Raw genomic sequence first — 22,336 nt, 5'->3', positions numbered from 1 at the left:
TGAGAAGTGATCTTATCAAAGGAATAGTTAATGTCAATCATTATCATTCACATTAGAAAAGCCTACTGCTTATTATTTTTATGTGTTTTTCAGGCACAAAAAAAGGGGAGCCTGAGCTCCCCTTGAGATGGTCGGTGTTGATTTTACTGAATCAGCAGCCCTGCTGGCGGGCAACCTCCTGCTGAACGGCTTCCAGTTCAGCCGGCAACACCTGGTATTCCTCTTTACGTTGCAACAGATCACTCATGTGACTGGGCAAAGCAACGCCCTGGAACCCAGCCTGAATCACGGCCTCTTCAAACTTGGCCGGATGCGCGGTAGCCAGAGTCACCACTGGCGTTTGCTCATCCCAGGCACACTGGCGAGTGGCTTCATAACCAGTGGCTGTGTGAGGATCCAGGAGCTCGCCGGTGCGCTCAAAGGCTTCGGCAATAATCTTGAGAATACCCGGATCATCCAGAGTAAAGCTGGAAAAGAGATTTCTGGCTTTCTTCCAGGCCACTTCATCCAACTGGGTTGGCCCCTGCTGGAAGTTATCCAGCAGTTGGTTAATTGCTTCCCCGTCCTGACCATAGAGATCAAACAGCAGACGCTCGAAGTTGGAGGAAACCACGATATCCATGGAAGGTGCCAGGGTGGCCTGCAGCGGCTTCTTGCTGAAATCGTTTTCGCCCAGAGTACGGTGCAGGATGTCATTGGCATTGGTGGCCACTATCAACTGCTTGATGGGCAGGCCCATTTGACGAGCCACGTAACCGGCAAAAACATCACCAAAGTTAGCTGAAGGCACGCTGAAGGAAACTTCCCGGTGAGGCGCACCCAGAGCGACCGCGCTGGTGAAGTAGTAGACCACCTGGGCCATGATACGGGCCCAGTTGATCGAGTTAACCGCGATCAGACGCTGCCCTTTGAGGAAGCTCTGGTCAGCAAAGCTGGCTTTGACCATCGCCTGACAGTCATCAAAATTGCCTTCAATGGCCAGGTTATGGACATTGGGCGCAATCACGGTGGTCATCTGGCGGCGTTGAACTTCGGACACCCGGTTATGTGGGTGAAGGATATAAATATCCACATGCGAGCAGGGCTTGCAGCCCTCGATCGCAGCCGAACCGGTATCACCGGAGGTAGCTCCCATGATCACACCCCGCTCACCACGCTTGCCCAGGAAGTGGTCAAGCAGACGACCGAGCAGCTGCAAGGCTACATCCTTGAAAGCCAGGGTAGGACCATGGAAGAGCTCCAGCAGGAAATGATTGCTGTCGAGCTGCTTCAGAGGCGCCACCGCATCATGGCTGAAGGAGGCATAGGTTTCCTTGAGCATGGCCCGGAAAGTCTCTTCCGGGATGCAATCACCGACAAAGGGCTTCATCACCCGGAAGGCAGCTTCGGCATAAGGAAGGCCTGCCAGCTCGGCAATTTCTTCTTTACTCATCTGGGGGAAGCTTTCCGGCACATAAAGGCCACCATCAGTGGCCATGCCAGTGAGCACAACTTCTTCAAAGTTCAGTGCGGGCGCTTTCCCGCGAGTACTGATATAACGCACGGTTTTTAATCTCGCTCGTAAGGGATTATTGATCTTCCAGGCTTTCCACGCGGATACGCATCACGCTACCAGCCACATCGGCCAGGGATTCCAGCTGACGAATCACCTCGTTCATCGCCGCCTCCTTGGTCTTGTGGGTCAAGAGGATAATCGGAATCAAGTCTCCTTCCAGAGTATCCTTTTGGATAATGGCTTCGATGCTGATGCCCTGATCACTCAGAATCGTTGCCACCCGGGCCAGAACACCGGGACGGTCCACGGCCAGCAGACGCAGGTAGTAGGCCGTTTCGATTTCATCCATGGGCAGCACCGGCAGGTCATCGGCCTGCTCGGCAAAGGCCAGGTAGGGTACGCGTGAATCCGGCTCGGCACCCATCTCGCGGGCAACATCGACCAGATCGGCAATTACCGCAGAGGCGGTGGGTTCAGAACCGGCACCCGCGCCGTAATAAAGAGTGGGGCCGACCGCATCGGCAGACACCATAACCGCATTCATAACGCCGTTAACATTGGCCAGCAGCCGCTCTTTGGGAATCAGGGTCGGATGTACGCGCAATTCCAGACCTTCTTCAGTACGGCGGGTGATGCCCAGATGCTTGATCGCATAACCCAGGGCATCGGCCTGGCGGATATCTTCCACATCGATACGACTAATGCCTTCGGTGTAGACATTATCGAAACTCAGCGGTACACCAAAGGCAATGGCAGACAGGATCGCCAGCTTGTGGGCGGCATCGATACCTTCGACATCAAAAGTGGGATCGGCTTCGGCATAACCCAGCTGCTGGGCTTCTTCCAGCATCTCGGTAAAGTCGGCACCCTTGTCATTCATGTTGGTCAGAATGTAGTTGCCGGTGCCATTGATGATGCCGGCCACCCAGTGAATCTTGTTGGCTGTCAGGCCTTCACGAATGGATTTGATGATCGGGATACCACCGGCTACAGCGGCTTCAAAGGCAACGATGACGCCAGCTTCACGAGCGGCCTGGAAGATTTCATTACCATAGACGGCAATCAGGGCCTTGTTGGCGGTTACCACGTGCTTGCCGGCAGCGATAGCCTTCATGACCAGATCGTAAGCAGCATCATAGCCACCGATCAGCTCAACCACGACATCAATTTCAGGATTATCGATCACATCCAGTATCTCCTGGGAGACATAGACACTGGAGGTATCACAATCAGGGTTGTTGCTGCGGGTAGCCACCTGCTCAACCACTATTGGGCGGCCAGCACGACGGGCAATTTCACTGGCGTTACGCAGCAAAACATTGAAGACACCGCCACCAACAGTACCTAGGCCACAGATAGCGACTTTTACAGGTTTCAAAATACTCTCCTTACAGACTTTTATGTTTATAGACCCAGCTCACTGAGCAGACGTGCAGCCGGTACATAACCGGGAATAATGCGCCCCTCGGGCAGAATGATTGCAGGGGTTCCCTGGATGCCCTGACTGCGTGCCAGTTGATACTGCTCGGCAATCGGCGTTTCACAGTCGGCCGCGGGCAGGTTTTCCCCCGACTTGGCCAGTGTCATGGCTTCTGCCCGATCATCGGCACACCAGACATTGACCAGCTGCTGATGACCATCACTTTGCAGGCCCTGACGCGGAAATCCAAGATAACGTACTTCCACACCCGCAGCATTGAGTTCGGGCACTTCTCCGTGCAGACGACGGCAATAGGGGCAGGTGATATCGGTAAAGACCTGAACTATAGCGCGTGTTTCACCTTCGGCAGGAAACACCACCTGCTCTTCGGCAGGGATGGCCTGAAGCTGGCTACGGCGCAGTTGACTGCGTTTGTTTTCGGTAAGATCGGTAACACCATCATCGTTCAGCGCCAACAGACTGCCAGCAAACAGATGCTCACCGTCTTCACTGACATAGACCAGATCGCCCGAGTTGAGCAGGACTTCAAAAACACCTTCAACAGGGGTCGACTCCAGGGATTCAATTGCAATCCGGGGGTCGATGGTTTGTAGCTGCTGCTCGATGAAGCTCTGGTCGGGTTGTGCGGCCTGAGCCGAAGCAGCCAGGGCCAGACTCAGGACCAGTGAGGCCCAGATAACCTGCAAAATACGCATTAAATTTCTCCCGGGAATCCAAGGCGACAGTATGCCTAGGAGTAGCCCAAAAAACAAAAACGGGCACCCTGGGGCGCCCGTTTTTCTCTGCACTGCCAGCTGGCAGCAAGCTCGGCTTGAATTAAGCCAGCTTTTCCTTGATACGTGCAGATTTACCTGAACGCTCACGCAGGTAGTAGATTTTGGCCTGGCGTACATCACCACGACGCTTGACTTCAATAGAGTCAACCAGCGGGCTGTAAACCTGGAAGGTACGCTCAACACCCAGACCACTGGAGATCTTGCGCACGGTGAAAGCAGAGTTAAGGCCGCGGTTACGCTTGCCAATAACCACACCTTCGTACGCCTGCAGGCGCTCACGGTTACCTTCCTTAACCTTGACCTGAACGACAACTGTGTCGCCGGGACCAAAGCTGGGGACTTCTTTGTTCATCTGTTCGGCTTCAAGAGCCTGGATAATAGGGTTTCTGTTACTCATTGCTGCTCGCTCCTAGACTAAGGCCGCTCGACTTGCGCCCTGGTAAGCGGGGCATCGTATTCGCGGATAAATTCTGCTAACAATTCCTGCTGCTCCTTATCCAACTGGCGGTCTGCCAGCAGATCAGGTCGCCGCAACCAGGTTCGACCCAGCGCCTGCTTGAGGCGCCACCGGCGTATAGCTTCATGGTTACCGCTCAGCAGCACCTCGGGAACGCCGTGCCCGTCGATCACTTCGGGTCTTGTATAATGTGGACAATCCAGCAGCCCTTCAGCAAAGGAATCTTCATCTGCCGAAGCCTCGTGCCCCAGGACACCCGGAACCAAACGGGATACCGAATCCATCAGCACCATGGCGGCCAGTTCTCCACCACTGAGGACATAGTCACCAACAGACCATTCCTCGTCGATTTCTGAGGCCATAAGGCGCTCATCAATCCCTTCATAACGACCAGCAACCAGAATGTGCTTCTGCCTGGACGCCAATTCCACTACGCCTGCCTGATCCAGCTTACGCCCCTGGGGCGACAGGTAAATCACCTTGGCCTCAGGTCCAGCAGCCTGCTTCGCGGCCTGGATGGCTGCACGCAGCGGTTCAACCTTCATCAACATGCCGGGGCCACCACCGTAAGGACGATCATCAACAGTCCGATGACGGTCGTGGGTAAAATCCCGAGGGTTCCAGAAATCCACTTCCAGCAGGCCCTGTTTAATAGCCCGGGAAGTCACCCCCTGGTCGGTGATAGCTGTAAACATCTGTGGAAACAGAGAAACTACACCAAACCACACCCTGCACATCTCACTTATTCAGTTGTTTAAAAGTCAGCGTCCCAGTCAACCTGCAAGACACCGGACTCCAGATCCACCTGCTTGACAACTTCCGGCAATAGCCAGGGAATCAGACGCTCCTGACTATCCAGACTGCCTTTACAGGGCTTGACGATCAAAACGTCATTGGCGCCTGTTTCCAACAGATGGTTGACCTTGCCGTACAGCTGACCTTCGCTGTTATACACCTGAAGACCAATCAACTGGTTCCAGTAGTACTCCCCTTCCGGAAGCGGGGGCAAGGCTTCTTCAGGCAAACGTATTTCTGCTCCGGCTAACAGCTTGGCTTCCTCAGGGGTGTCATAACCCTTGATTTTGGCCACCAGGCCTTTGCCCTGTTTGCGGCCACCGGTTCTGGTGACAGAAAAACTTTTGCCTTGATGCCAAAGAATCCACTCGGGATACTCCAGCAGATTTTCCATCGGCTCTGTGTAGGAGTAGACCTTCACCCAGCCTTTAATACCAAAAACACTGGTAATGCGTCCTAAAAGGACTTCACTGTTGCCGCTAGAGTTCGGTTTGTTCATACAACCCGATCCACTTGCGACAAGAAGTGATTTGCCAGCAATTACTGCTGCTCAGCAGCTTCTTTGGCCAGCTTGGCAACGCGATCTGACAGCTGTGCACCCTGACCTACCCAGTGCTGCAGGCGGTCCAGATCCAGACGCAGACGCTCAGAGTTGCCACGGGCGACAGGGTTAAAGAAACCCAGACGCTCGATGTAGCGACCATCACGCGACTTACGAGAGTCGGTTACGTGTACATGATAAAAAGGGCGTTTTTTTGCACCGCCACGAGCCAAACGAATGGTTACCATTGCAAGTCTTTCCTTTAAGCTATTCGGAAATGCAGATCAGGCTGCTTTTAGCCTGAATCCACTAAAAAAATTTAGCGACCAGGGATATTCAATTCGAGTAGCCAACCCCGCATTGAAAACCTGTTCAAAAGGCAAGGCACCCGAAAGGCGAAGTATTCTAATGGATAACTTCTTCCTTGGGAAGCTTTGCCTTTATTTTTACGCCAATTCACGTCATAAAAATTCAGGTTGCGCTATTGTAGTAACCAACGCGCGAAACGCAAGCCGTTTCCTGCTTTTATCAGAAGCGAGGCGGGAAACCGCCCCCACCCATGGGACCACCGCCACCCATACCGGGAGGCATCTGACCCTGCATGCCGCGCATCATATTGGCAACAGCACCCTTGCTGGTCATCTTCTTCATCATCTTCTGCATCTGCTTATGCTGCTTGATCAGACGATTCAGATCCTGCAACTGGGTGCCCGAACCTTCACAGATGCGTCTTTTACGCGAACCATTGAGCAGTTCCGGCTTGCGTCTTTCCCAAGGCGTCATGGAATTGATGATGGCCTCCATCTTACCCATCTCCTTCATGGGCCCCTGCTGCTCAGCCAGCTTGGCCATATTGCCCATGCCCGGGAGTTTTTCCAGCATGCTCGACATGCCGCCCATCTTTTTCATCTGCAGCAGCTGCTCACGGAAATCTTCCAGATCAAAGCCTTTACCCTTCTTGACCTTCTTGGCCAGCTTTTCCGCCTTGCCCTTGTCCAGCGTACGCTCAGCTTCCTCGATCAGGGACAGGAGGTCACCCATACCCAGGATGCGCGAAGCGATACGATCAGGATAGAAAGGCTCCAGAGCATCGGTTTTCTCACCCATACCCATGAACTTGATGGGCTTGCCGGTGATGTGACGTACCGACAGGGCCGCACCACCACGGGCATCACCATCTGCCTTGGTGAGCACGACACCGGTCAGCGGCAGGGCTTCATTAAAGGCCTTGGCGGTATTGGCGGCATCCTGACCGGTCATGGCGTCAACAACAAAGAGCGTTTCTGAAGGCTTCAGCTCGGCATGCAGAGACTTGATCTCCGACATCATTTCTTCATCGACGTGCAAACGACCGGCAGTATCCACCAGCAGCACATCGTAGAATTGAATCTTGGCTTCCTTCATCGCTGCCGACACGATTGCAGAAGGCTTCTGGTCAGGTTTGGCCGGGAAGCAATCCACTTCAACTTCGGTCGCCAGAGTCTGCAACTGATCCATGGCTGCGGGACGATAGACGTCGGTGGAAACCACCAGCACCTTTTTCTTTTCCCGCTCGCGCAGATACCGCGCCAGCTTGGCCACGGTGGTGGTTTTACCCGCCCCCTGCAGACCAGCCATGAGCACAACCGCAGGCTCCCCTTTCAACTCCAGAGGCACCTGGGATTCACCCATCAACTGGGTCAGGGTTTCATTAACAATTTTTAGAAACTGCTCGCCCGGCTTGAGGGCCTTGGATACCTCCTGACCGACCGCTCTTTCCCGCACCTGATCAATAAAGGCTTTCACCACCGGCAGGGCGACATCCGCCTCCAACAGGGCCATGCGCACTTCGCGCAGGGTATCCTTGATATTGGCCTCGGTCAGCTTGGCATTACCGGATAGGCTACGCAGCGTATTCGATAGACGGTCACTTAGACTTTCAAACATCTTCATCCCCAAAAATTGTAATTTGTGCGATTATAGACTAGACACCCCTGATTACTCCATGAAGTCGGCAAGAATTGATGTCAAAGCTGTCTTAATCCGCTAGGATAGGCGGTTAACCCGTTTCTTTTTAGGAGCATTCGTTTCCGAGCATGGCTGCCTTTCTTCCTTTTACTTTACTGGCAATTGCCTTTTACCTGGCCGGGGCTTCCTGGGTGGGTATGCGCCTGCTGGGCCGAGCCCCGGAAAACAACCGACTGGTCCGTGTCCTGGGTCTGGTCGCCCTGATCAATCATGCTATCGTTCTCTACAGCCAACTGGATTTAGCCACGGGACTTTCCCTGGGCCTGCTGGATGTCGCCTCGCTGCTGAGCTGGCTGATCTGCGCCTTCATCCTGCTGGCCAGTCTGCGCCATCCTACACTGAATCTGGCCGTAGCTCTTTTTCCCCTGGCGGGTGTTCTGTTGCTGCTGGGACAGCTCCCTGAAGAACACTATCAACTCCCGGCTGGAAAAGAAGGACTTCTATTCCACGTACTGGCCTCTCTATCAGCTTACAGCCTCTTTGCCCTGGCCAGCGTACAGGCAGTACTCCTGGCTCTGCAGAACCGCCAACTCAAGCATCACCATTTAAAAGGGCTGATTTCGGTACTGCCTCCGCTACAAACCATGGAGCGGCTGCTCTTCGACCTGCTGATCGCCGGTCAAGTTTTGCTGACTCTGGGCATTCTTAGTGGCTTTATTTTTCTTGACCAGCTATTTACCGGCGGCAACGCCCACAAGACTTTCTTTTCCCTGGCCGCCTGGCTGACCTTCGGCATTCTTCTGGTTGGCCGTTGGCGTTTGGGTTGGCGGGGTATTATCGCCGTGCGCTGGACTCTGGGAGGTAGCCTCTTGCTGCTCCTGGCCTATTTTGGCAGCAAGCTGGTACTGCAGTTTTTAACTGGATAGAGGATAAGTTTGTTTGAACACTGAATTACCCCTGGGGCTATTACTGGGACTTCTCGCCCTTTTGATAGCCCTTTCGGCTTTTTTCTCCGGTTCCGAAACGGGAATGATGTCGATCAACCGTTATCGTCTGAACCACAAGGCCAAGCAGGGCGATAAATCCGCTCTGCGCATCACCCAACTGCTGCAGCGTCCCGACCGTCTGCTGGGTGTCATCCTGATCGGCAATAACTTCGTCAACAATTTTGCCGCAGCAATTGCGACGGTTATTGCGATTCATTTTCTCGGCGAAAGCCTGGGGCCACTGGTCGCCACCACGCTCCTTACCATTACGGTTCTGATCTTTTCCGAGGTCACACCCAAGACGCTGGCCGCCCTGCATCCGGAAAAATTTGCCCGGCCCGCCTCCTTTGCCCTGCATCCCTTGTTGAAATTGCTTTACCCGCTGGTTTGGCTGGTCAATCTATTCAGCAACTTCCTCTTGCGCCTCATGGGGGTTCGCCCGGACGAGCGCAAGCAGGACAGCCTTACCAGCGAAGAATTGCGCAGCGTGGTTAACGAAGCCGGCAATCTGATCCCCAGCCGTCACCAGGCGATGCTCCTGTCCATTCTGGATCTGGAAAACATCACCGTGGATGACATCATGATCCCCCGCCAGGAGGTGGTCGGTCTGGACCTGGAGCAGGATATGGACACCCTGCTTAAACAGCTCAGACACAGCCAGCATACGCGCTTACCGGTTTACAAGAATGACATCAACAACGTGGTTGGCATTCTGCATCTGCGTGGCGGTCTAAGGCTTCTGGCAGCCTCCGAACCCACCAAGGGGATGCTGGTCCAGGAAACCCGAGAACCCTATTTCATCCCTGAGTCCACCCCCCTGCAGACACAGCTTCTCAATTTTCAGAAAGAAAAGCGCCGGATTGGCATCGTCGTGGATGAATACGGCGATGTTCAGGGGCTGGTGACTCTGGAGGATATTCTGGAAGAGATCGTCGGCGAATTCACCACGGATGTACCCAACCATCAGGATGATATCCAGCCACAACAGGATGGCTCCTGGCTGATTGATGCCAGCGCCACTGTTCGTGAAGTGAACAAGCAGCTGGAGTGGGAACTACCGACCCACGGCCCCAAGACCCTCAACGGTTTGATTCTGGAATACCTGGAATCCATCCCCGATGGCAATACCTGCGTAACCTTTGGCAGCTACCGCATCGAAACACTGGAAGTCAAAGAGAACCTGATCAAGGCGGTTCGCTGTTGGGAAGTCTCCCCGAAGAAGCGTAAGGGTAAAAAGAAAAAAGCCGGCGGCTCTTGAGAAGCCACCGGCTGATTAGCAGGTTAGAGGCCAGGGCATTTATACAAAATTGCCCAAACCTGCGGCCTGCTTCAAACGCTCTAAGAAGGGTGTGGCATAGCTTCTGGCTTTTTCAGCACCCTGCTGCAGGACGGCTTCGATATGCCCAGGATCGTCAAGAAGACGCTGGTACTCTTCACGAGGTCCACGCAGCTGTTCGTTCAGGTATTCAAACAGTTCCTTCTTCATTTCACCCCAGGCAATACCCTCGGCGTAACGCTGCTTCATGGCCTGGGCTTCTTCTTCACTGGCAAAAGCCGAATAGATCTGGAAGAGCGTGCAGCCCTCGGTATCCTTGGGTTCACCCGGCTCCAGGGAATTGGTTTTGATCTTGTTGATCAGCTTGCGGAATTTCTTTTCCGATTCAAACAGCGGAATGGTGTTGTTGTAGCTTTTGCTCATCTTGCGGCCATCCAGGCCATTCAATACCGCCACCCGGTCATCGACTACCGCTTCCGGCAAAGCAAAGAAGTCTTCACCAAAAATGTGGTTAAAGCGCTGACCGATATCACGGGCCATTTCAATATGCTGAATCTGGTCACGACCCACAGGCACACGATTGGCATTGAACATCAGAATATCGGCAGCCATCAGGATCGGGTAGCTATACAGCCCCATATTGATGCCCGCATCCGGGTCCTTGTCACCGGCATCCAAGTTTTCCTGTACAGCCGCTTTATAGGCATGAGCCCGGTTCATCAAACCCTTGGCGGCAACACAGGTCAACAGCCAGGTTAATTCGGGAATCTCGGGGATATCACTTTGCCGATAAAAAACCGCATTGTCCGTATCCAGACCCAGTGCCAGCCAGGTTGCAGCAATTTCACGACGCGAGGCTGCAACCCGCTCGGGTTCATGACACTTGATCAGGGCATGAAAGTCCGCCAGAAAAAAGTAGGGGGTCATGCTCTGGTCACGGCTGGCAGCAATAGCCGGACGTATAGCGCCGACGTAATTACCCAGATGAGGAGTACCCGTGGTGGTGATACCGGTCAGTACGGTTGTTTTACTCATGCTTGTTATAAAACCTTATAGACATCAATGAAGAAAAATCAGGGGCGGGGACGGAAGCTATTCAGATAACGCTGGCCATTTTCTACATAATGGGCGGCACTGGCTTCCAGATGGGCTTTTTGCTCTTCGGTTAGTTCCCGCTTGATCTGGCCGGGTGAACCCAGCACCAGGGAACCATCGGGAACCACCATTCCTTCAGGAATCAGGGTATTGGCACCAATCAGGCAATAGCGACCGATCTTGGCTCCATTCAGAACCACCGCATTCATACCGATCAGGCTGAAATCGCCGATCTGGCAACCATGCAGCATGGCCTTGTGGCCGACTGTCACACCACGCCCGAGGGTCAGGGGAAAGCCCACATCGGTATGCAGAATGCTGCCATCCTGAACGTTACTTTGCGGACCCAGGGTAATGGGATCATTATCGCCCCGGGCGACAACGTTAAACCAGACGCTGGCTTCTTCGTGCAGGATCACACTACCGATCAGGGTGGCATTGGGCGCGATAAAAATCTCTTCACTCAGAAGCTGGACCCGGCGGTCTTCAAGATCATAAAGCATCTTCTTTACCTGTCTTAAGCAGTTATCCACCCACGGGGATACTGGTTGGTTCCGAATAGATCTGAACTTGATTGCGCCCCTGGCGTTTGGCCAGATAAAGGGCATCGTCCGCCCGGGTCAAGGCTGCATCCAGAGGCAGATCGGCATCAAAGCAAGTCAGACCGATGCTTATAGTAACCTTCAGATTGATTTCATCCAAGCAAATCGGGGTAGCCGCCAGATCGCGGCAAATATTCCAGGCCTGCTTTTCTGCTGCCGGTAAATTTTCTCCGGGTAAAAAGGCGGCAAACTCCTCCCCGCCCATGCGAGCCAATATCTGGTTTTTGTTGAGATGTTCTTGCAGGATATGGGCCACCACCTGCAGGGTCTTATCCCCCACGGCATGACCATAGCGGTCGTTCACCTTTTTGAAGAAATCCACATCCAGCATCATCAAGCAGCCGCCTGCTTTACGGGCTAGTTGACGCTCACTGGCTTGAAGAAAATAGCGCCGGTTCGCCAGGCCGGTCAGGGAATCGGTAATCGCCATCCGCCGCATGGCGGCATCAGTATCCTCCTTGACCAGCAGAATAAAGCTAAAGCCGTTGACCAGCATCAGCGCATAATAGAAGAGATAAGCCAGTTGGTTGGTCAAAGAGCTGGTGAGCGCTGCATGCTCGGGATTCACCCAAGCCCCCAGGCAACGGAAAGCAAAAATCACCACAGCCATACTCTGGGCAACAATCAGCAACCACAGCAAGGCTGATTTCTTCGGCCTGGAACGAAAAAGCACCCAAGCGCTGATAGCGGTAAAGCTGCCCATGAACAGAGAACCCATGACGGTCAGATGACCTCGGGGGCCTTCTTGCGGGGTCAGAGCAGCGGCTAGATTGATCACCACCAGACTGAAGAGCAGAAAGCCGGGCAGAAAATGCCTGCTCCAGCGCCCGAAGGCATAATGGAAGTAGGCCATGACTTCCAGCGCAAAACCCAGGTAGAGCAGGGTATTGCCCAGATGCACACTCAAATCATAGTGAATCCAACCACGCAGACCGACAATAAAAATGGCCAGGCCCTTGCATAGTTGAGCCCACAGCCAGGCATAAAGAGCCGGGTTACGATGATTTTCATGTTGGTAAAGAAGAATCACCAGCCCCAAAACGATGCCGCCCACTCCGAGCATCACCATCATGGTTCGAATATCAATAAAAGAATCCAGGCTCATCGTGTGGCTGCCACCCTGCGCTAACGTGTTTGCAGTTTACTTCAGATCATCCTCTTCCGGACTTGATCTGTCATGTATATAAAATCCATAAAATACAATTTATCACTCCCCCCACATTCGGCAAGTTAACCACCGGTTTACTTAAGGCATTTTATCGCGGTGGAAAAGGCCTGACCGGGTGGCGAACCAGGTCGCCGCCGGGCTTTTGATCCAGACTGATATCCTGCTGCAGACCTACCTGAAGCAACTCCACCAGCATCATCGCCGAAAGCCCCCAAATTCGATATTCCTGCCATTGATAGCTGGGCACATAAAGGCAGCGATCAGCAACCTGGATCTGGTCCGTATGGCTACGTTGATCCTCGGCAAACCAGCGCAGGGGTACAGAAAAAATGGCGTCCAGCTCATCTTCACAGGGAACCAGTTCCAGGGATGCAGGGATCAGGCCAACATAGGGGGTCACACGAATACCATGCAGGGAAATCAATTCGCCCAAGGCGCCCAGCACCTCCACCTGCTCTGGCTCCAGCCCTATTTCCTCTTCGGCCTCACGCAGGGCTGTAGCCACCAGCGAAGGATCTTCAGGATCACGCTTACCGCCGGGAAAAGCCACCTGGCCACTGTGTGTGGATAGATGGCCCGCCCGCCGGGTAAAAATCAGCTGGGGGTCCGGCTCACGGGTAATCGGCAAGAGCACAGCAGCCTGAGGATAATCAATTCCTTCGAGCTGAGAAGGCTGATGGCCGGCCAGGTTTTGCCGCAATAAATCCAACATTAGGAACGATCCAGTTTGGCTTCAATACGATCGAGTTGCGCCTGCTGGCGTTCAACATGCTCACGCAACCAATGAATTTCTGCGGCTTCCCCCTCACCCGTTTCAATCTCCTGAAGAGCCGTTTCCTTTTGCATTACATCCAAAACAATACCGATCATCATATTCAAAAAGATAAAAGCATTCAGGAAAATAAAACTCAGAAAATAAATCCAGCTGTAAGGGTAGTGCTCCATGGCCGGGTAAAGCACTGCAGTTGCCCAGCTTTCAAAAGTCGCCACCTGGAAGAGTGTCAACATGGCCAGGGCGATATTACCCCAGAGTTTTTCATCAACATCATGGAACAGAAAGCTGCCTATCGCACCGTAAATATAAAAAATAATAAACATGATCAGGGCGACATAGCCCATACGCGGCAAGGATTTCACCAAAGAGGTCAGTAGCATACGCAGTTCCGGAATCATGGAAACCAGACGCAAAACCCTGAGCACCCGCAGCAGGCGTGCCAGCAATACCATTTGCGAATCGTCGATGGGAATCAGGCTCGCTGTCACTATGACAAAATCAAACAGGTTCCAGCCCCGGCGGAAAAAATCCAGTGTTCGTTTTTCAGCAGCGATCCGGATGATAATTTCAATCAGAAAAAAGAAGGTGACGGCCCAATCCAGCCAATAGATCACCTGTTCAAAATGGCTGCTTTCTTCATAGGTTTTTGCACCGATCAAAAGCGCCGACACGATAATGATGGCGATAACAATCAGTTCAAAAAACTTGTGGCTGCGCAGGTTTTCCAGACGGTCACGCCACAGGGATGCTGTTACACTCATTTAAGCTGCTGACTCCAAAAGGGTACAAAGCAGACTATTATCCGTGAAGCTAGGCAGGGCGCAAGCTTTGTCTGGGTCAGCGGGATAAGAAAGCTCTTCCCTGAGCTTTCCCGCCAACATCAGGGCAGAGCAGGAATTGCCACGTCTGGCATCTCCCCAGTCAGGGTATGCAAGAAGGCGACAACATCTTCAATGGTTTGCTCATCAAATTCACGGCCTAGCATTTCTCTGGCCATGACCTGAACCGCACGATCCAGTTCAGCAACCCCACCATTATTAAAATAAGGATAGGTGACAGCGACATTACGCAGGGTTGGTGTCTTGAAGCGGTGCATGTCACCCTGGTCACCAGTCACGCCATAACGCCCTTCGTCAGTGGAACCCGGTACCTGGATGGCATGAAAGTTACTATCGGTCAAAGCTGGCCCCGAGTGACAAGCGGTGCAACCATTGTCAGCAAAGGCGGCCATACCCCGCTTTTCCTGCTCGGTGAGTGCATTGAGGTCACCGCGCAGGTAGCGGTCAAAACGCGAATTGGGGGTATTCAAGGTGCGCTGGAAACTGGCCAGGGCACGGGCCACGTTTTCCTCAGTAATGGTGTCGGGCGCCCCATAGGCTTCAGCAAAAGCCTGTTGATAGGTTTCAAAACTCTTGAGGCGCTTGATGGCTTCTTCCAGAGGCATATTCATTTCCACCCCGGCTTCAATCGGCCCCAGGGCCTGGGCTTCCAGATCTTCTGCCCGACCATCCCAGAACTGGGCATCAAAAAAGCCGGAGTTTAATACCGTGGGAGTATTGCGCTCCCCGACTTGACCGGCATGCCCCGTAGCGCGGGGAATCCGATCCGTCCAACCCAGTGCCGGATTGTGACAGGTGGCACAGCTGATCACGCCACTGGATGAAATACGGGGTTCAAAAAATAACATCTTACCCAGCTCAATCTTTTCCGGTGTCAGACTATTATCACCCGGAAGCGGAGCTATCGCTGGCAGGGGTTCAAAACGATCAGCATAGTCCTCATAGTAACCATCACTCGCCAGCAGCGGTTGGCTCAATATTAAGAGCCCACCCAGAAGGGTTGAAACTGCAGCGACCTTCTTTAGGGGTTGTTGATAACTCATAGCCTACTCCTCATTTAATTGAACTGATAGTATAGCTATTAGCCTTTAACTATCAGCCTATTAGCTTATATCAATCAATAACTTAGCAATCAATATAAACCCTGATTCGAGACTAGAGTGTTTTCATTAAACCAACAAGACGCCCCGGACAGAAGTCATGATCCAAATCAAGATAAAGACAAATAAAACGGATTTTAAAAAAGCCGAATAAAAACCACTTTTAATATTTAAATAAAACTATCAGCCTGGTAGAAAATTACTATTATTAGAAGTTTTCCAACTTCCAGACTTCATAAGCAGGTTCTTCATAAGGATGACTGGATTTAATGGCTGCCAGGGCTTCTTTAATCAAATCCTGGGGACAAAGTAGCTCTACCTTCAACTCAGCAACTTTTTCCAGTTGTCCGTTTTTTCCCAGGTGAGGGTTGGCTCCCTCCAGTGGCCGGAATTGCCCCTGGCCCGGGGTCTGAAAGCAGCATTCGGCGTAATCCCCCAAGCGGCCCGCCCCGGTGGCAAAAACCGCCTGTTTAACGACCTCAGCGGCCTCTTCCGGCACATAGAAAGCTAGCTTGTACATAGAAGGTCTCCTTAGACTTACTTGTAAAGTTATTACCCGGCAGCAATCCCGGTACGGTAACGCCCTTGATAGTCAAATAGCTTTTTCTGAATCCGCCAGTGCTTTTTATGCAGTTTACGGGCAATGACAAAATCCGGATAACGCAGATACTCCTGGTTGGCAATCACTTCCTCGGGCGTTTGCGGTGACCATTGCAGCCCGGGGGCTCGGAGATGCTCGCGCAGAAAGACTTTCTCAAAAACCTGGCGTTGGGCCGGGGTTTCCAATCCATACCAGTCGCTGAGGCTTAACCCTTCTTCATCGTAGTAGCTCACCTTCAAACGCTTCAATCCGCGGCCATTCAAACAGACTTCCAGCGTCATACCGCTGACTCTGAGTACCCGTGCATCCCGCAATTGCAGAGCCTGTTTCAGTTGCTGATCCGCATCGATCAGAATTGCATCACAGTGGGGACAGCTGCGCGCAGCGATATCAGCCTCTCCTCCGCATTCAGGACAGGTTCGAAAACGAAAGCGAAAATCGCAAGCTTGTCCGGCTTGATCATCCACCCCATCCAGCCAACCCTGACAGCGGCGTCCGTAGTGTTCGATCACTTCGCCATCAGCAGTCGTTTTACCCCAAAAGCTATTGGCAAAACCACAAGCCGGACAGAGTACCTGCACCAATTCGGTTGCCCCCTTGGGTTTGGGGTCGGCAATTTCCGGTGCCCAGGGATCCCAGGGATTGCCGGCGTAATCCAGTAGCAGACAGTCCTGCTTGTCCGTCTCCGGCGAGAGTCGCAGCCCCCGCCCCAGAATCTGCTGATAAAGGCTGACAGATTCTGTCGGGCGTAAAAGCGCAATGACATCAACATGAGGGGCGTCAAAGCCTGTAGTCAGGACAGAGACATTGACCAGGTATTTCAGTTCTCGGCGCTTAAATTGTCGGATCAGAGCTTCGCGCTCGCTGCTTTTAAGCTCACCGGTAATCAAAGCGGTTGCCTCCTCTGGGAGTAGACTGGCCACTTCACGAGCATGGCGAACACTGGCACAGAAAACCATGACTCCCTGTCTCTTTTCAGCTCGACGCTGCAGATCAGCAACAATCGCTGGAGTGATGCGGCTGCTATCGACAACGGCCTGCATTTCATCTTGAGAAAAATGGCCTGAAGCTTGAGGAGTCAGCGCAGAAAAATCATAAGCCAGAAGCGCCATATCCATTTTTACCGGCTTAACCAGATAACCCTTGGAGACCATCCAGCGCAGGGGCAACTCGTAAAGACAGGCCTGGAAAAAGGCCTCTTCTGTTCCTCTTACAGCCTGTTGCTGCAGGTGGCGATAATAGATAAACCCCTGCCCCAGACGATAGGGGGTAGCCGTCAGGCCCAGCACCTTCAACTGCGGATTGAGTTGATGCAGAAAAGCCAGAATCTTTTGATAGCCGGAGTCTTCCTGGGGGCTGATCCGATGGCATTCATCAATGACGACGAGGGTAAAACCGGCATCTTCAAAGTGCTCCAGGTGGCGAACCACAGATTGCACTGAACCAAAGACCACCTGGCGGGCGGCCTCCTTCTTACCCAGGCCAGCACTGAAGATATCAGCTTCGAGTCCATAGGCTGCATACTTGGCCGCATTCTGTTCAACCAGTTCGCGCACATGGGCCAGCACCAGAACCCGGCCTCGCGCCAGACGGGCCAGTTCAGCAATCACCAGACTTTTACCAGCACCGGTTGGCAGGCACAAGAGACCGGGCTGACTGGTTTGCCGAAACCAATCCAAAACCCGGGTGACGGCTTCCTGTTGATAAGGACGAAGGGTTACACTCAGAAGCTGACTACTCCGTTTTAAAATGGGGGGCGCGCTTCTCCAGGTTGGCTCTTACCGCTTCCATTTGATTGGCTGAACCCAGAAGCCTTTTTTGCAATTTCTCTTCCATGGCCAGGCGTTCATCATCGGTTTGGGTATAGGAGTCGCGTAGCAGGCGTTTGCTGGCCTTGACCATATCCGGCGAACGCTGAGTCAGGATAGCCGCCACCTCCCTGGCCCGGGCCAGGGGTTCTGCAGCAGTTTCGGTAACCAGTCCAGCTTGCAGAGCCTCATCCCCACTTAGAATCTCGGCGGTCAGAGTCAGCCGCAGCAACAAATCTTCCCTGACACAGCCACGTGCGGTCACGCTCAATCCCATGTCAGGAATAATCCCCCAGCGGCCTTCCATCACCGACAACTTGCTTTGCGGATGGGCAACTCTAAGATCCGCACCCAGAGCAATCTGCAAACCACCGCCATAGCAGTGCCCCTGGATGGCTGCAATCACCGGTACGGAGAGGGAACGCCAGCCCAAAGCCAGGTGTTGCACCTTGTTATGCGGGTAGCCGTCACAGCCACTCAGGAGATAATGAATATTCTTGGGATCAGCCATGACTCCGGCAACATCCAAGCCACTGCAAAAGCTGGCTCCAGCTCCCGTCAGAATGACAGCCCTTAGATCTCGTTGACCGTGCAGTTGCTGGATCACCTCTAGCAACGCCTCGATCAAGGGCATATTCAGGCTATTATGTTGATCAGGCCGGGACAGGATGACCTCGGCCACCCCGTTTTCTTGGGTGACCTCGAGAGGGGAACTGCTGGATAGCGATAGAGTCGACATAGGGGCCTCGTGAGTTGTTATTTTTCACAAGACTATTCAAACAGGCGTTTAAAAACAAGCCCTGTCACTGACTGGCTGTCATGCGGAAAGTTCTCTGGAGCATATAAGCGTCGTCTGCAGCGCGATGGCGGACCAGATGCAGATCATCCAGAACCTGCTGCTTGATTTGCCCCCAAGCGGCCAGCTGTTTTTCACTCAATAGCTTGTTAAGCGTATCGATACGAAAACGTTGCATGCAACCAGCATGATGGAAAAGGAGAGCCAGCCAGCTGCTATCAAACCCCCAGCTGTCACTGTAAACCGTCTCACCCTGAAGTTCCTCGTTCAACCAGAGTGCGACTTCACGGGCAGAAAGACCTTCTTCAAACAGCTGTTCACGGGAAATGCCATGGACCTGTTCAGCCTCTTCGCTCCAGTGCGTCCAATCAGGTTCAGGTTTTATCAGGCGCGCAGCCACTTGCCCGTCAGGTCGCGCAAAACCCACTTCTATGGGATAGCTGCCGCGGCCAAACCCTGAGGCTTCAAGATCAATAATGAATGGCATATCCATTCCGTGCCCTTACATTGGAAAACAGACTTAACTTGAGCTGAGTTTAGCTCATTCGGGGCCTCTTTGGTAAGCCCGCGCAGGATGCCTGTTAGGCGTCTGTATCCCACTGACTGGCTTTTTCAGCACTGGCAGACAATCCCAGCTCACCCAGCCTGAACGCCTGAGCCAGTCGCTGGCGTGCTTTGGCATGTCCCTGCTCGGCTGCACGGGCATACCAGGTCACAGCATTGGGATCACTGGAAACAAAAGGAGGAAGTCCTTTTTCATAGATGCAACCCGCCAGCCATTGCGCTTCGGCGTTACCCTGATGGGCAGCTTGCATCAGATATTCAGCACCCAGCATTTTCTCACGGCTGGTCGTCCCCTCAGTCAACAAACGCTGACCAAAAACCAGCAGAGTGCGCTGGTGCCCCAGTTTTGCAGCATGATGCATCAGAGCACGCGTGGCGTGTCTGAAAAGCTTCAAGCCGGGCTTGCAGGCAAGCTTGTAGAAACGGTCGGCAAGTGAGAATTCCAAACTGGCTAGGAGCTGGTTTGATGATGGCATGAAGACCTCATGATTAAGCTTCAGGGCACAGGGATTAAGTTGATGCTCAACAAGCAAAAATGCTCGCATCTGTGAAAGTGTGCGGATTGTAATCATATGAGAGGTATTTGATAAGTTTTTTTTAAAATTTTATGCAAACAAAATGACAGCTTTTGGATCAGGATCAAAAAACCACCTGGAACAGGAGTCCCTGCTGACCCTGCCGTGTTTCCCAAGGGCTTGATATACTAGGTCAAGAAACCTTCAGATGGAGTCCCCCCATGCTAAGTCTGCTTTCCCCGGCCAAGTCTCTGGATCTGGAAACACCTGCCACCACATCAAGCTACACCCAACCGGATTTTCTGGAGCCAGCCGCTCAACTGATTGATGTACTCAGGCCTCTGGCCCCTCAAGAGCTGTCCGAGTTGATGAAAATCAGCGACAAGCTGGCCTCATTGAATGCAGCCCGCTATCAGGAGTGGCAGCCTCCTTTTACCCCTGACAATGCCAAACAAGCGGCCATGGCCTTTACTGGCGATGTTTACACAGGGCTGGATGCGTCCAGTCTGGATCAAGAGGCACTGGACTTCGGCCAAAAACACCTGCGGATACTTTCAGGGCTTTACGGCCTTTTGCGCCCGCTAGATCTGATTCAGGCCTATCGCCTGGAAATGGGCACCAAACTCAAGAACCCAGCAGGCCCGGATCTCTATGCTTTCTGGAAAGAAACCCTAACCGAACGCCTGAATGCAGAACTAGCAGAACAAGAACAACCGTGGATTATCAACCTGGCGTCCCAGGAATACTTCAAAGCACTCGACAAGAAAAAACTTCAAGCTGAGGTCATCACACCTGTCTTCAAGGACTGGAAAAACGGCCAATACAAAATCATCAGCTTCTTTGCCAAAAAGGCGCGGGGGCTAATGGCACGCTATCAATTGGATAATCGTATTGACCAACCCGAAGGACTCAAGGGTTTTGATAAGGAAGGTTACGCCTACAACTCTTCACTGTCGGAAGGCAATAGCTGGGTCTTTACGCGCAAGGAGACCTAGCCAAGAGGCCGGTTCTTCCGGCCTCTAAGCGTTATTCTGCCTGTTCGATACCCTGAATCAACCAGGGTGCAGAGGGCTGACTCCAGTCACGGGTCAGATGCCAGATTTCACAGAAAGGCTGCTCCGGTGCACCCTCCTCACTAATACTACCGGTAAACCTGACTGCCACTTCGTAGCTGTTGCCGACAGGTTGCATTAGCAGGATTTCAGCATCCAACTTGCCCACACGAGTTCGTGTCTGTCCTGGCTGGCGAGAGCGCTCTTCTTGCAGAAAGCGAAAGAGCGCCGGGGTTACAAATTCTTCAATCAAACTGAAATCACGGTTATCCCAGGCCTGCTGCAAGTCAACAAAGTACCTCTTTGCACGGGATAGAAAGCCTGCCTGATCAAAACCCGGAGGATACTCTTGCCTGGACTGACTATAACTAGCCTGCTGGACGCTGCTGCCTGGAGCAGTATCAAAAAGGTTTTTTTCAGCAAACGGCTGCCCGGGTACAGAAGCCCCTGCAGGACTTAATGACTGGGCCCTGCGCCGACGCATCAGGGAAAAAGCAAACCATCCCAGTAGCAATATTAAGATCCAATCCAGACCTTGCATGCCTTCAAAGCCCCCCCCGAAAAACAAACTGGCCAGAAGACCGCCTGCAGCCAGACCCATCAGGGGACCGGCCAAACCTCGATTTCTAGCAGTTGATTTGCCCGCCTGGTTCACTGCAGGTGTTTCCTGGCGTGTGGGGGGAGGAGAGGATTTAGCCTGACGAGAAAACAAGCCACTTGAAACGCCACCACCAAAACGCCTTGCATCGGCCTCCTGAGCCCAGGCAAAAAAGATTAACAAACAACTCAAACTCAGGGCCAGAAAACGTGTCAAGATACTATCCTCATAAAAAAACCGGATGAAAAGCGGAGTTTCACAGCAACCAGACAAGGCTTGCCTTATTAGACTCAAGTCTAACAATAATACCATTAGTAAGGGAGTTAATCATGCTGTTACAGCCAACACAAAGCCTTTTACTTGTTATTGACGTTCAAGGTCGTCTTGCCCCTCATATCCATCAGGCTTCCCAGGTCGTCAATACCTGCCAATGGCTGATGGAAATAGCCAGAGAAATACAAGTTCCCGTCAGAGCTACAGAACAATATCCACAAGGACTAGGAGCTACTCTCTCCCCCTTAAAAAGACTTCTTAACGATGATGAAATCCTTCAGAAAATGCACTTCAGCGCTCTGAGAGAAGAGCACATCAAAAACCACCTTGCCGATCTGGGCCGCAAGCAGGTTGTTCTGGTCGGTACCGAAACCCATGTTTGCTGCCTACAAACTGCAGCAGACTTGCTTGAACACGGCTATCAGGTATTTCTCGTCGAAGAGGGTCTGGGATCACGCCGAGCTGATGACAAGAACCTGGCCCTAGCGCGCTTACAAGCAGCCGGAGCACAGCTTGTCAGCAAAGAAATGGTGGCCTGTGAATGGCTGGAAAAAGCAGGAACCGATCTTTTCAGAAAAATCAGTAAAGGCTGGCTGGTTTAGAGGTGGTGTATTTCAATTTATAAGAGATCTTCGCCCTAGCAGCCTTCATCTGAGCCAATTTTCATGCATAAAAAAACCCCTTGAGCAGTGCTCAAGGGGTTTAGTAGAGGTGCCTGACGATGACCTACTTTCACATGGGGAGGCCCCACACTATCATCGGCGCTGAGTGGTTTCACTACTGAGTTCGGCAAGGGATCAGGTGGTTCCCACTCGCTAAGGTCGTCAGGCGTAACG

At 52.7% G+C, this 22,336-nt stretch carries 24 protein-coding genes and 1 rRNA gene; 4 read left to right on the top strand and 21 right to left on the bottom strand.

Annotated elements, in window-relative coordinates; all coding sequences use genetic code 11:
- Positions 1-151 precede the first annotated feature (151 nt).
- From thrC to ffh, 8 genes are all read right to left on the bottom strand, one after another.
- A complete protein-coding gene (gene thrC / locus DFK18_RS07245) occupies positions 152-1,543 on the bottom strand; it encodes a threonine synthase (protein ID WP_114417588.1) in 1,392 nt (463 codons plus the stop codon).
- Positions 1,544-1,568: 25 nt separating this feature from the next.
- On the bottom strand, positions 1,569-2,873 hold the full coding sequence (locus tag DFK18_RS07240; protein ID WP_114417587.1) for a homoserine dehydrogenase: 1,305 nt from the start codon (positions 2,871-2,873) through the stop codon (positions 1,569-1,571).
- A gap of 26 nt (positions 2,874-2,899) precedes the next feature.
- Positions 2,900-3,631, bottom strand: coding sequence for a DsbC family protein (locus DFK18_RS07235; RefSeq protein ID WP_162299721.1), 732 nt, complete (start codon positions 3,629-3,631; stop codon positions 2,900-2,902).
- A gap of 121 nt (positions 3,632-3,752) precedes the next feature.
- Positions 3,753-4,109, bottom strand: coding sequence for a 50S ribosomal protein L19 (rplS, locus tag DFK18_RS07230; RefSeq protein ID WP_114417585.1), 357 nt, complete (start codon positions 4,107-4,109; stop codon positions 3,753-3,755).
- A gap of 17 nt (positions 4,110-4,126) precedes the next feature.
- Entirely contained in the window at positions 4,127-4,906 is a 780-nt protein-coding gene (trmD, locus tag DFK18_RS07225; RefSeq protein WP_425451592.1) for a tRNA (guanosine(37)-N1)-methyltransferase TrmD, read from the bottom strand.
- Positions 4,907-4,923: 17 nt separating this feature from the next.
- Positions 4,924-5,463 (bottom strand): ribosome maturation factor RimM, encoded by a 540-nt coding sequence (rimM, locus tag DFK18_RS07220; protein WP_114417583.1) that lies wholly within the window; start codon positions 5,461-5,463, stop codon positions 4,924-4,926.
- 41 nt (positions 5,464-5,504) lie between these two features.
- Positions 5,505-5,753, bottom strand: coding sequence for a 30S ribosomal protein S16 (gene rpsP / locus DFK18_RS07215; RefSeq protein ID WP_114417582.1), 249 nt, complete (start codon positions 5,751-5,753; stop codon positions 5,505-5,507).
- A gap of 280 nt (positions 5,754-6,033) precedes the next feature.
- Positions 6,034-7,431, bottom strand: coding sequence for a signal recognition particle protein (ffh, locus tag DFK18_RS07210; protein ID WP_114417581.1), 1,398 nt, complete (start codon positions 7,429-7,431; stop codon positions 6,034-6,036).
- A 149-nt stretch (positions 7,432-7,580) separates the two neighbouring features.
- On the opposite strand from ffh, the gene DFK18_RS07205 reads away from it, so the two are divergent.
- Positions 7,581-8,378, top strand: coding sequence for a cytochrome C assembly family protein (locus DFK18_RS07205; RefSeq protein WP_114417580.1), 798 nt, complete (start codon positions 7,581-7,583; stop codon positions 8,376-8,378).
- Positions 8,379-8,391: 13 nt separating this feature from the next.
- A complete protein-coding gene (locus DFK18_RS07200) occupies positions 8,392-9,696 on the top strand; it encodes an HlyC/CorC family transporter (RefSeq protein WP_114417579.1) in 1,305 nt (434 codons plus the stop codon).
- Positions 9,697-9,735: 39 nt separating this feature from the next.
- On the opposite strand, the gene DFK18_RS07195 is transcribed toward DFK18_RS07200, so the two are convergent.
- From DFK18_RS07195 to DFK18_RS07145, 11 genes are all read right to left on the bottom strand, one after another.
- On the bottom strand, positions 9,736-10,749 hold the full coding sequence (locus tag DFK18_RS07195; protein ID WP_178006180.1) for a tryptophan--tRNA ligase: 1,014 nt from the start codon (positions 10,747-10,749) through the stop codon (positions 9,736-9,738).
- Positions 10,750-10,787: 38 nt separating this feature from the next.
- Positions 10,788-11,312: a gamma carbonic anhydrase family protein gene (locus tag DFK18_RS07190; RefSeq protein WP_114417577.1), complete on the bottom strand. Its 525-nt coding sequence runs from the start codon at positions 11,310-11,312 to the stop codon at positions 10,788-10,790.
- A 22-nt stretch (positions 11,313-11,334) separates the two neighbouring features.
- Positions 11,335-12,516: a GGDEF domain-containing protein gene (locus DFK18_RS07185; protein ID WP_114417576.1), complete on the bottom strand. Its 1,182-nt coding sequence runs from the start codon at positions 12,514-12,516 to the stop codon at positions 11,335-11,337.
- 151 nt (positions 12,517-12,667) lie between these two features.
- Positions 12,668-13,291: a CoA pyrophosphatase gene (locus DFK18_RS07180; protein ID WP_114417575.1), complete on the bottom strand. Its 624-nt coding sequence runs from the start codon at positions 13,289-13,291 to the stop codon at positions 12,668-12,670.
- Positions 13,291-14,115, bottom strand: coding sequence for an ion transporter (locus tag DFK18_RS07175; RefSeq protein ID WP_114417574.1), 825 nt, complete (start codon positions 14,113-14,115; stop codon positions 13,291-13,293). The genes DFK18_RS07180 and DFK18_RS07175 overlap by 1 nt, the downstream gene beginning before the upstream one ends.
- 119 nt (positions 14,116-14,234) lie before the next feature.
- Complete coding sequence (locus DFK18_RS07170; RefSeq protein ID WP_114417573.1) at positions 14,235-15,236, bottom strand: cytochrome-c peroxidase; 1,002 nt, start codon at positions 15,234-15,236, stop codon at positions 14,235-14,237.
- Positions 15,237-15,501: 265 nt separating this feature from the next.
- Positions 15,502-15,813 (bottom strand): YqfO family protein, encoded by a 312-nt coding sequence (locus tag DFK18_RS07165; protein WP_114417572.1) that lies wholly within the window; start codon positions 15,811-15,813, stop codon positions 15,502-15,504.
- A gap of 32 nt (positions 15,814-15,845) precedes the next feature.
- Positions 15,846-17,621: a DNA repair helicase RadD gene (gene radD / locus DFK18_RS07160; RefSeq protein WP_114417571.1), complete on the bottom strand. Its 1,776-nt coding sequence runs from the start codon at positions 17,619-17,621 to the stop codon at positions 15,846-15,848.
- Positions 17,622-17,628: 7 nt separating this feature from the next.
- Positions 17,629-18,441, bottom strand: a complete 813-nt coding sequence (locus DFK18_RS07155) for a crotonase/enoyl-CoA hydratase family protein (protein ID WP_114417570.1) — start codon at positions 18,439-18,441, stop codon at positions 17,629-17,631.
- 64 nt (positions 18,442-18,505) lie between these two features.
- Positions 18,506-18,985: a 3'-5' exonuclease gene (locus DFK18_RS07150; RefSeq protein WP_342769746.1), complete on the bottom strand. Its 480-nt coding sequence runs from the start codon at positions 18,983-18,985 to the stop codon at positions 18,506-18,508.
- 94 nt (positions 18,986-19,079) lie between these two features.
- The gene (locus DFK18_RS07145; RefSeq protein WP_114417568.1) at positions 19,080-19,538 is read right to left on the bottom strand and encodes a tetratricopeptide repeat protein; all 459 of its coding nucleotides are present in this window, start codon (positions 19,536-19,538) and stop codon (positions 19,080-19,082) included.
- Positions 19,539-19,798: 260 nt separating this feature from the next.
- On the opposite strand from DFK18_RS07145, the gene yaaA reads away from it, so the two are divergent.
- The gene (gene yaaA, locus DFK18_RS07140; protein WP_114417567.1) at positions 19,799-20,572 is read left to right on the top strand and encodes a peroxide stress protein YaaA; all 774 of its coding nucleotides are present in this window, start codon (positions 19,799-19,801) and stop codon (positions 20,570-20,572) included.
- 31 nt (positions 20,573-20,603) lie between these two features.
- On the opposite strand, the gene DFK18_RS07135 is transcribed toward yaaA, so the two are convergent.
- Positions 20,604-21,443: a Tim44 domain-containing protein gene (locus tag DFK18_RS07135; protein WP_162299720.1), complete on the bottom strand. Its 840-nt coding sequence runs from the start codon at positions 21,441-21,443 to the stop codon at positions 20,604-20,606.
- A gap of 113 nt (positions 21,444-21,556) precedes the next feature.
- Here DFK18_RS07135 and DFK18_RS07130 point away from each other — a divergent pair, with 113 nt between their 5' ends.
- Complete coding sequence (locus tag DFK18_RS07130) at positions 21,557-22,102, top strand: hydrolase (RefSeq protein ID WP_114417565.1); 546 nt, start codon at positions 21,557-21,559, stop codon at positions 22,100-22,102.
- Positions 22,103-22,213: 111 nt separating this feature from the next.
- Here the strand turns inward: DFK18_RS07130 and rrf are convergent.
- A 5S ribosomal RNA gene (gene rrf, locus DFK18_RS07125) occupies positions 22,214-22,329 on the bottom strand.
- Between the last annotated feature and the right edge of the window lie 7 nt (positions 22,330-22,336).

It is taken from the genome of Marinospirillum perlucidum, assembly GCF_003336805.1.
Taxonomy (GTDB): domain Bacteria; phylum Pseudomonadota; class Gammaproteobacteria; order Pseudomonadales; family Halomonadaceae; genus Marinospirillum; species Marinospirillum perlucidum.
Note: the sequence above shows the minus strand (reverse complement) of the source record. Positions and strands in the feature narration are given on the sequence as shown.

Bases quoted from the DNA above. Each gene is read 5' to 3' on its own strand.
- rplS (WP_114417585.1), bottom strand. From the start codon at position 4,109: ATGAGTAACAGAAACCCTATTATCCAGGCTCTTGAAGCCGAACAGATG.
- rimM (WP_114417583.1), bottom strand. From the start codon at position 5,463: ATGAACAAACCGAACTCTAGCGGCAACAGTGAAGTCCTTTTAGGACGC.
- DFK18_RS07180 (WP_114417575.1), bottom strand. From the start codon at position 13,291: ATGTTGGATTTATTGCGGCAAAACCTGGCCGGCCATCAGCCTTCTCAG.
- DFK18_RS07145 (WP_114417568.1), bottom strand. From the start codon at position 19,538: ATGCCATCATCAAACCAGCTCCTAGCCAGTTTGGAATTCTCACTTGCC.
- ffh (WP_114417581.1), bottom strand. From the start codon at position 7,431: ATGTTTGAAAGTCTAAGTGACCGTCTATCGAATACGCTGCGTAGCCTA.
- DFK18_RS07185 (WP_114417576.1), bottom strand. From the start codon at position 12,516: ATGAGCCTGGATTCTTTTATTGATATTCGAACCATGATGGTGATGCTC.
- DFK18_RS07195 (WP_178006180.1), bottom strand. From the start codon at position 10,749: ATGAGTAAAACAACCGTACTGACCGGTATCACCACCACGGGTACTCCT.
- DFK18_RS07150 (WP_342769746.1), bottom strand. From the start codon at position 18,985: ATGCCATTCATTATTGATCTTGAAGCCTCAGGGTTTGGCCGCGGCAGC.
- DFK18_RS07205 (WP_114417580.1), top strand. From the start codon at position 7,581: ATGGCTGCCTTTCTTCCTTTTACTTTACTGGCAATTGCCTTTTACCTG.
- DFK18_RS07130 (WP_114417565.1), top strand. From the start codon at position 21,557: ATGCTGTTACAGCCAACACAAAGCCTTTTACTTGTTATTGACGTTCAA.
- DFK18_RS07170 (WP_114417573.1), bottom strand. From the start codon at position 15,236: ATGAGTTATCAACAACCCCTAAAGAAGGTCGCTGCAGTTTCAACCCTT.
- yaaA (WP_114417567.1), top strand. From the start codon at position 19,799: ATGCTAAGTCTGCTTTCCCCGGCCAAGTCTCTGGATCTGGAAACACCT.
- rpsP (WP_114417582.1), bottom strand. From the start codon at position 5,753: ATGGTAACCATTCGTTTGGCTCGTGGCGGTGCAAAAAAACGCCCTTTT.
- DFK18_RS07175 (WP_114417574.1), bottom strand. From the start codon at position 14,115: ATGAGTGTAACAGCATCCCTGTGGCGTGACCGTCTGGAAAACCTGCGC.
- trmD (WP_425451592.1), bottom strand. From the start codon at position 4,906: ATGTGCAGGGTGTGGTTTGGTGTAGTTTCTCTGTTTCCACAGATGTTT.
- DFK18_RS07190 (WP_114417577.1), bottom strand. From the start codon at position 11,312: ATGCTTTATGATCTTGAAGACCGCCGGGTCCAGCTTCTGAGTGAAGAG.
- DFK18_RS07165 (WP_114417572.1), bottom strand. From the start codon at position 15,813: ATGTACAAGCTAGCTTTCTATGTGCCGGAAGAGGCCGCTGAGGTCGTT.
- DFK18_RS07155 (WP_114417570.1), bottom strand. From the start codon at position 18,441: ATGTCGACTCTATCGCTATCCAGCAGTTCCCCTCTCGAGGTCACCCAA.
- DFK18_RS07235 (WP_162299721.1), bottom strand. From the start codon at position 3,631: ATGCGTATTTTGCAGGTTATCTGGGCCTCACTGGTCCTGAGTCTGGCC.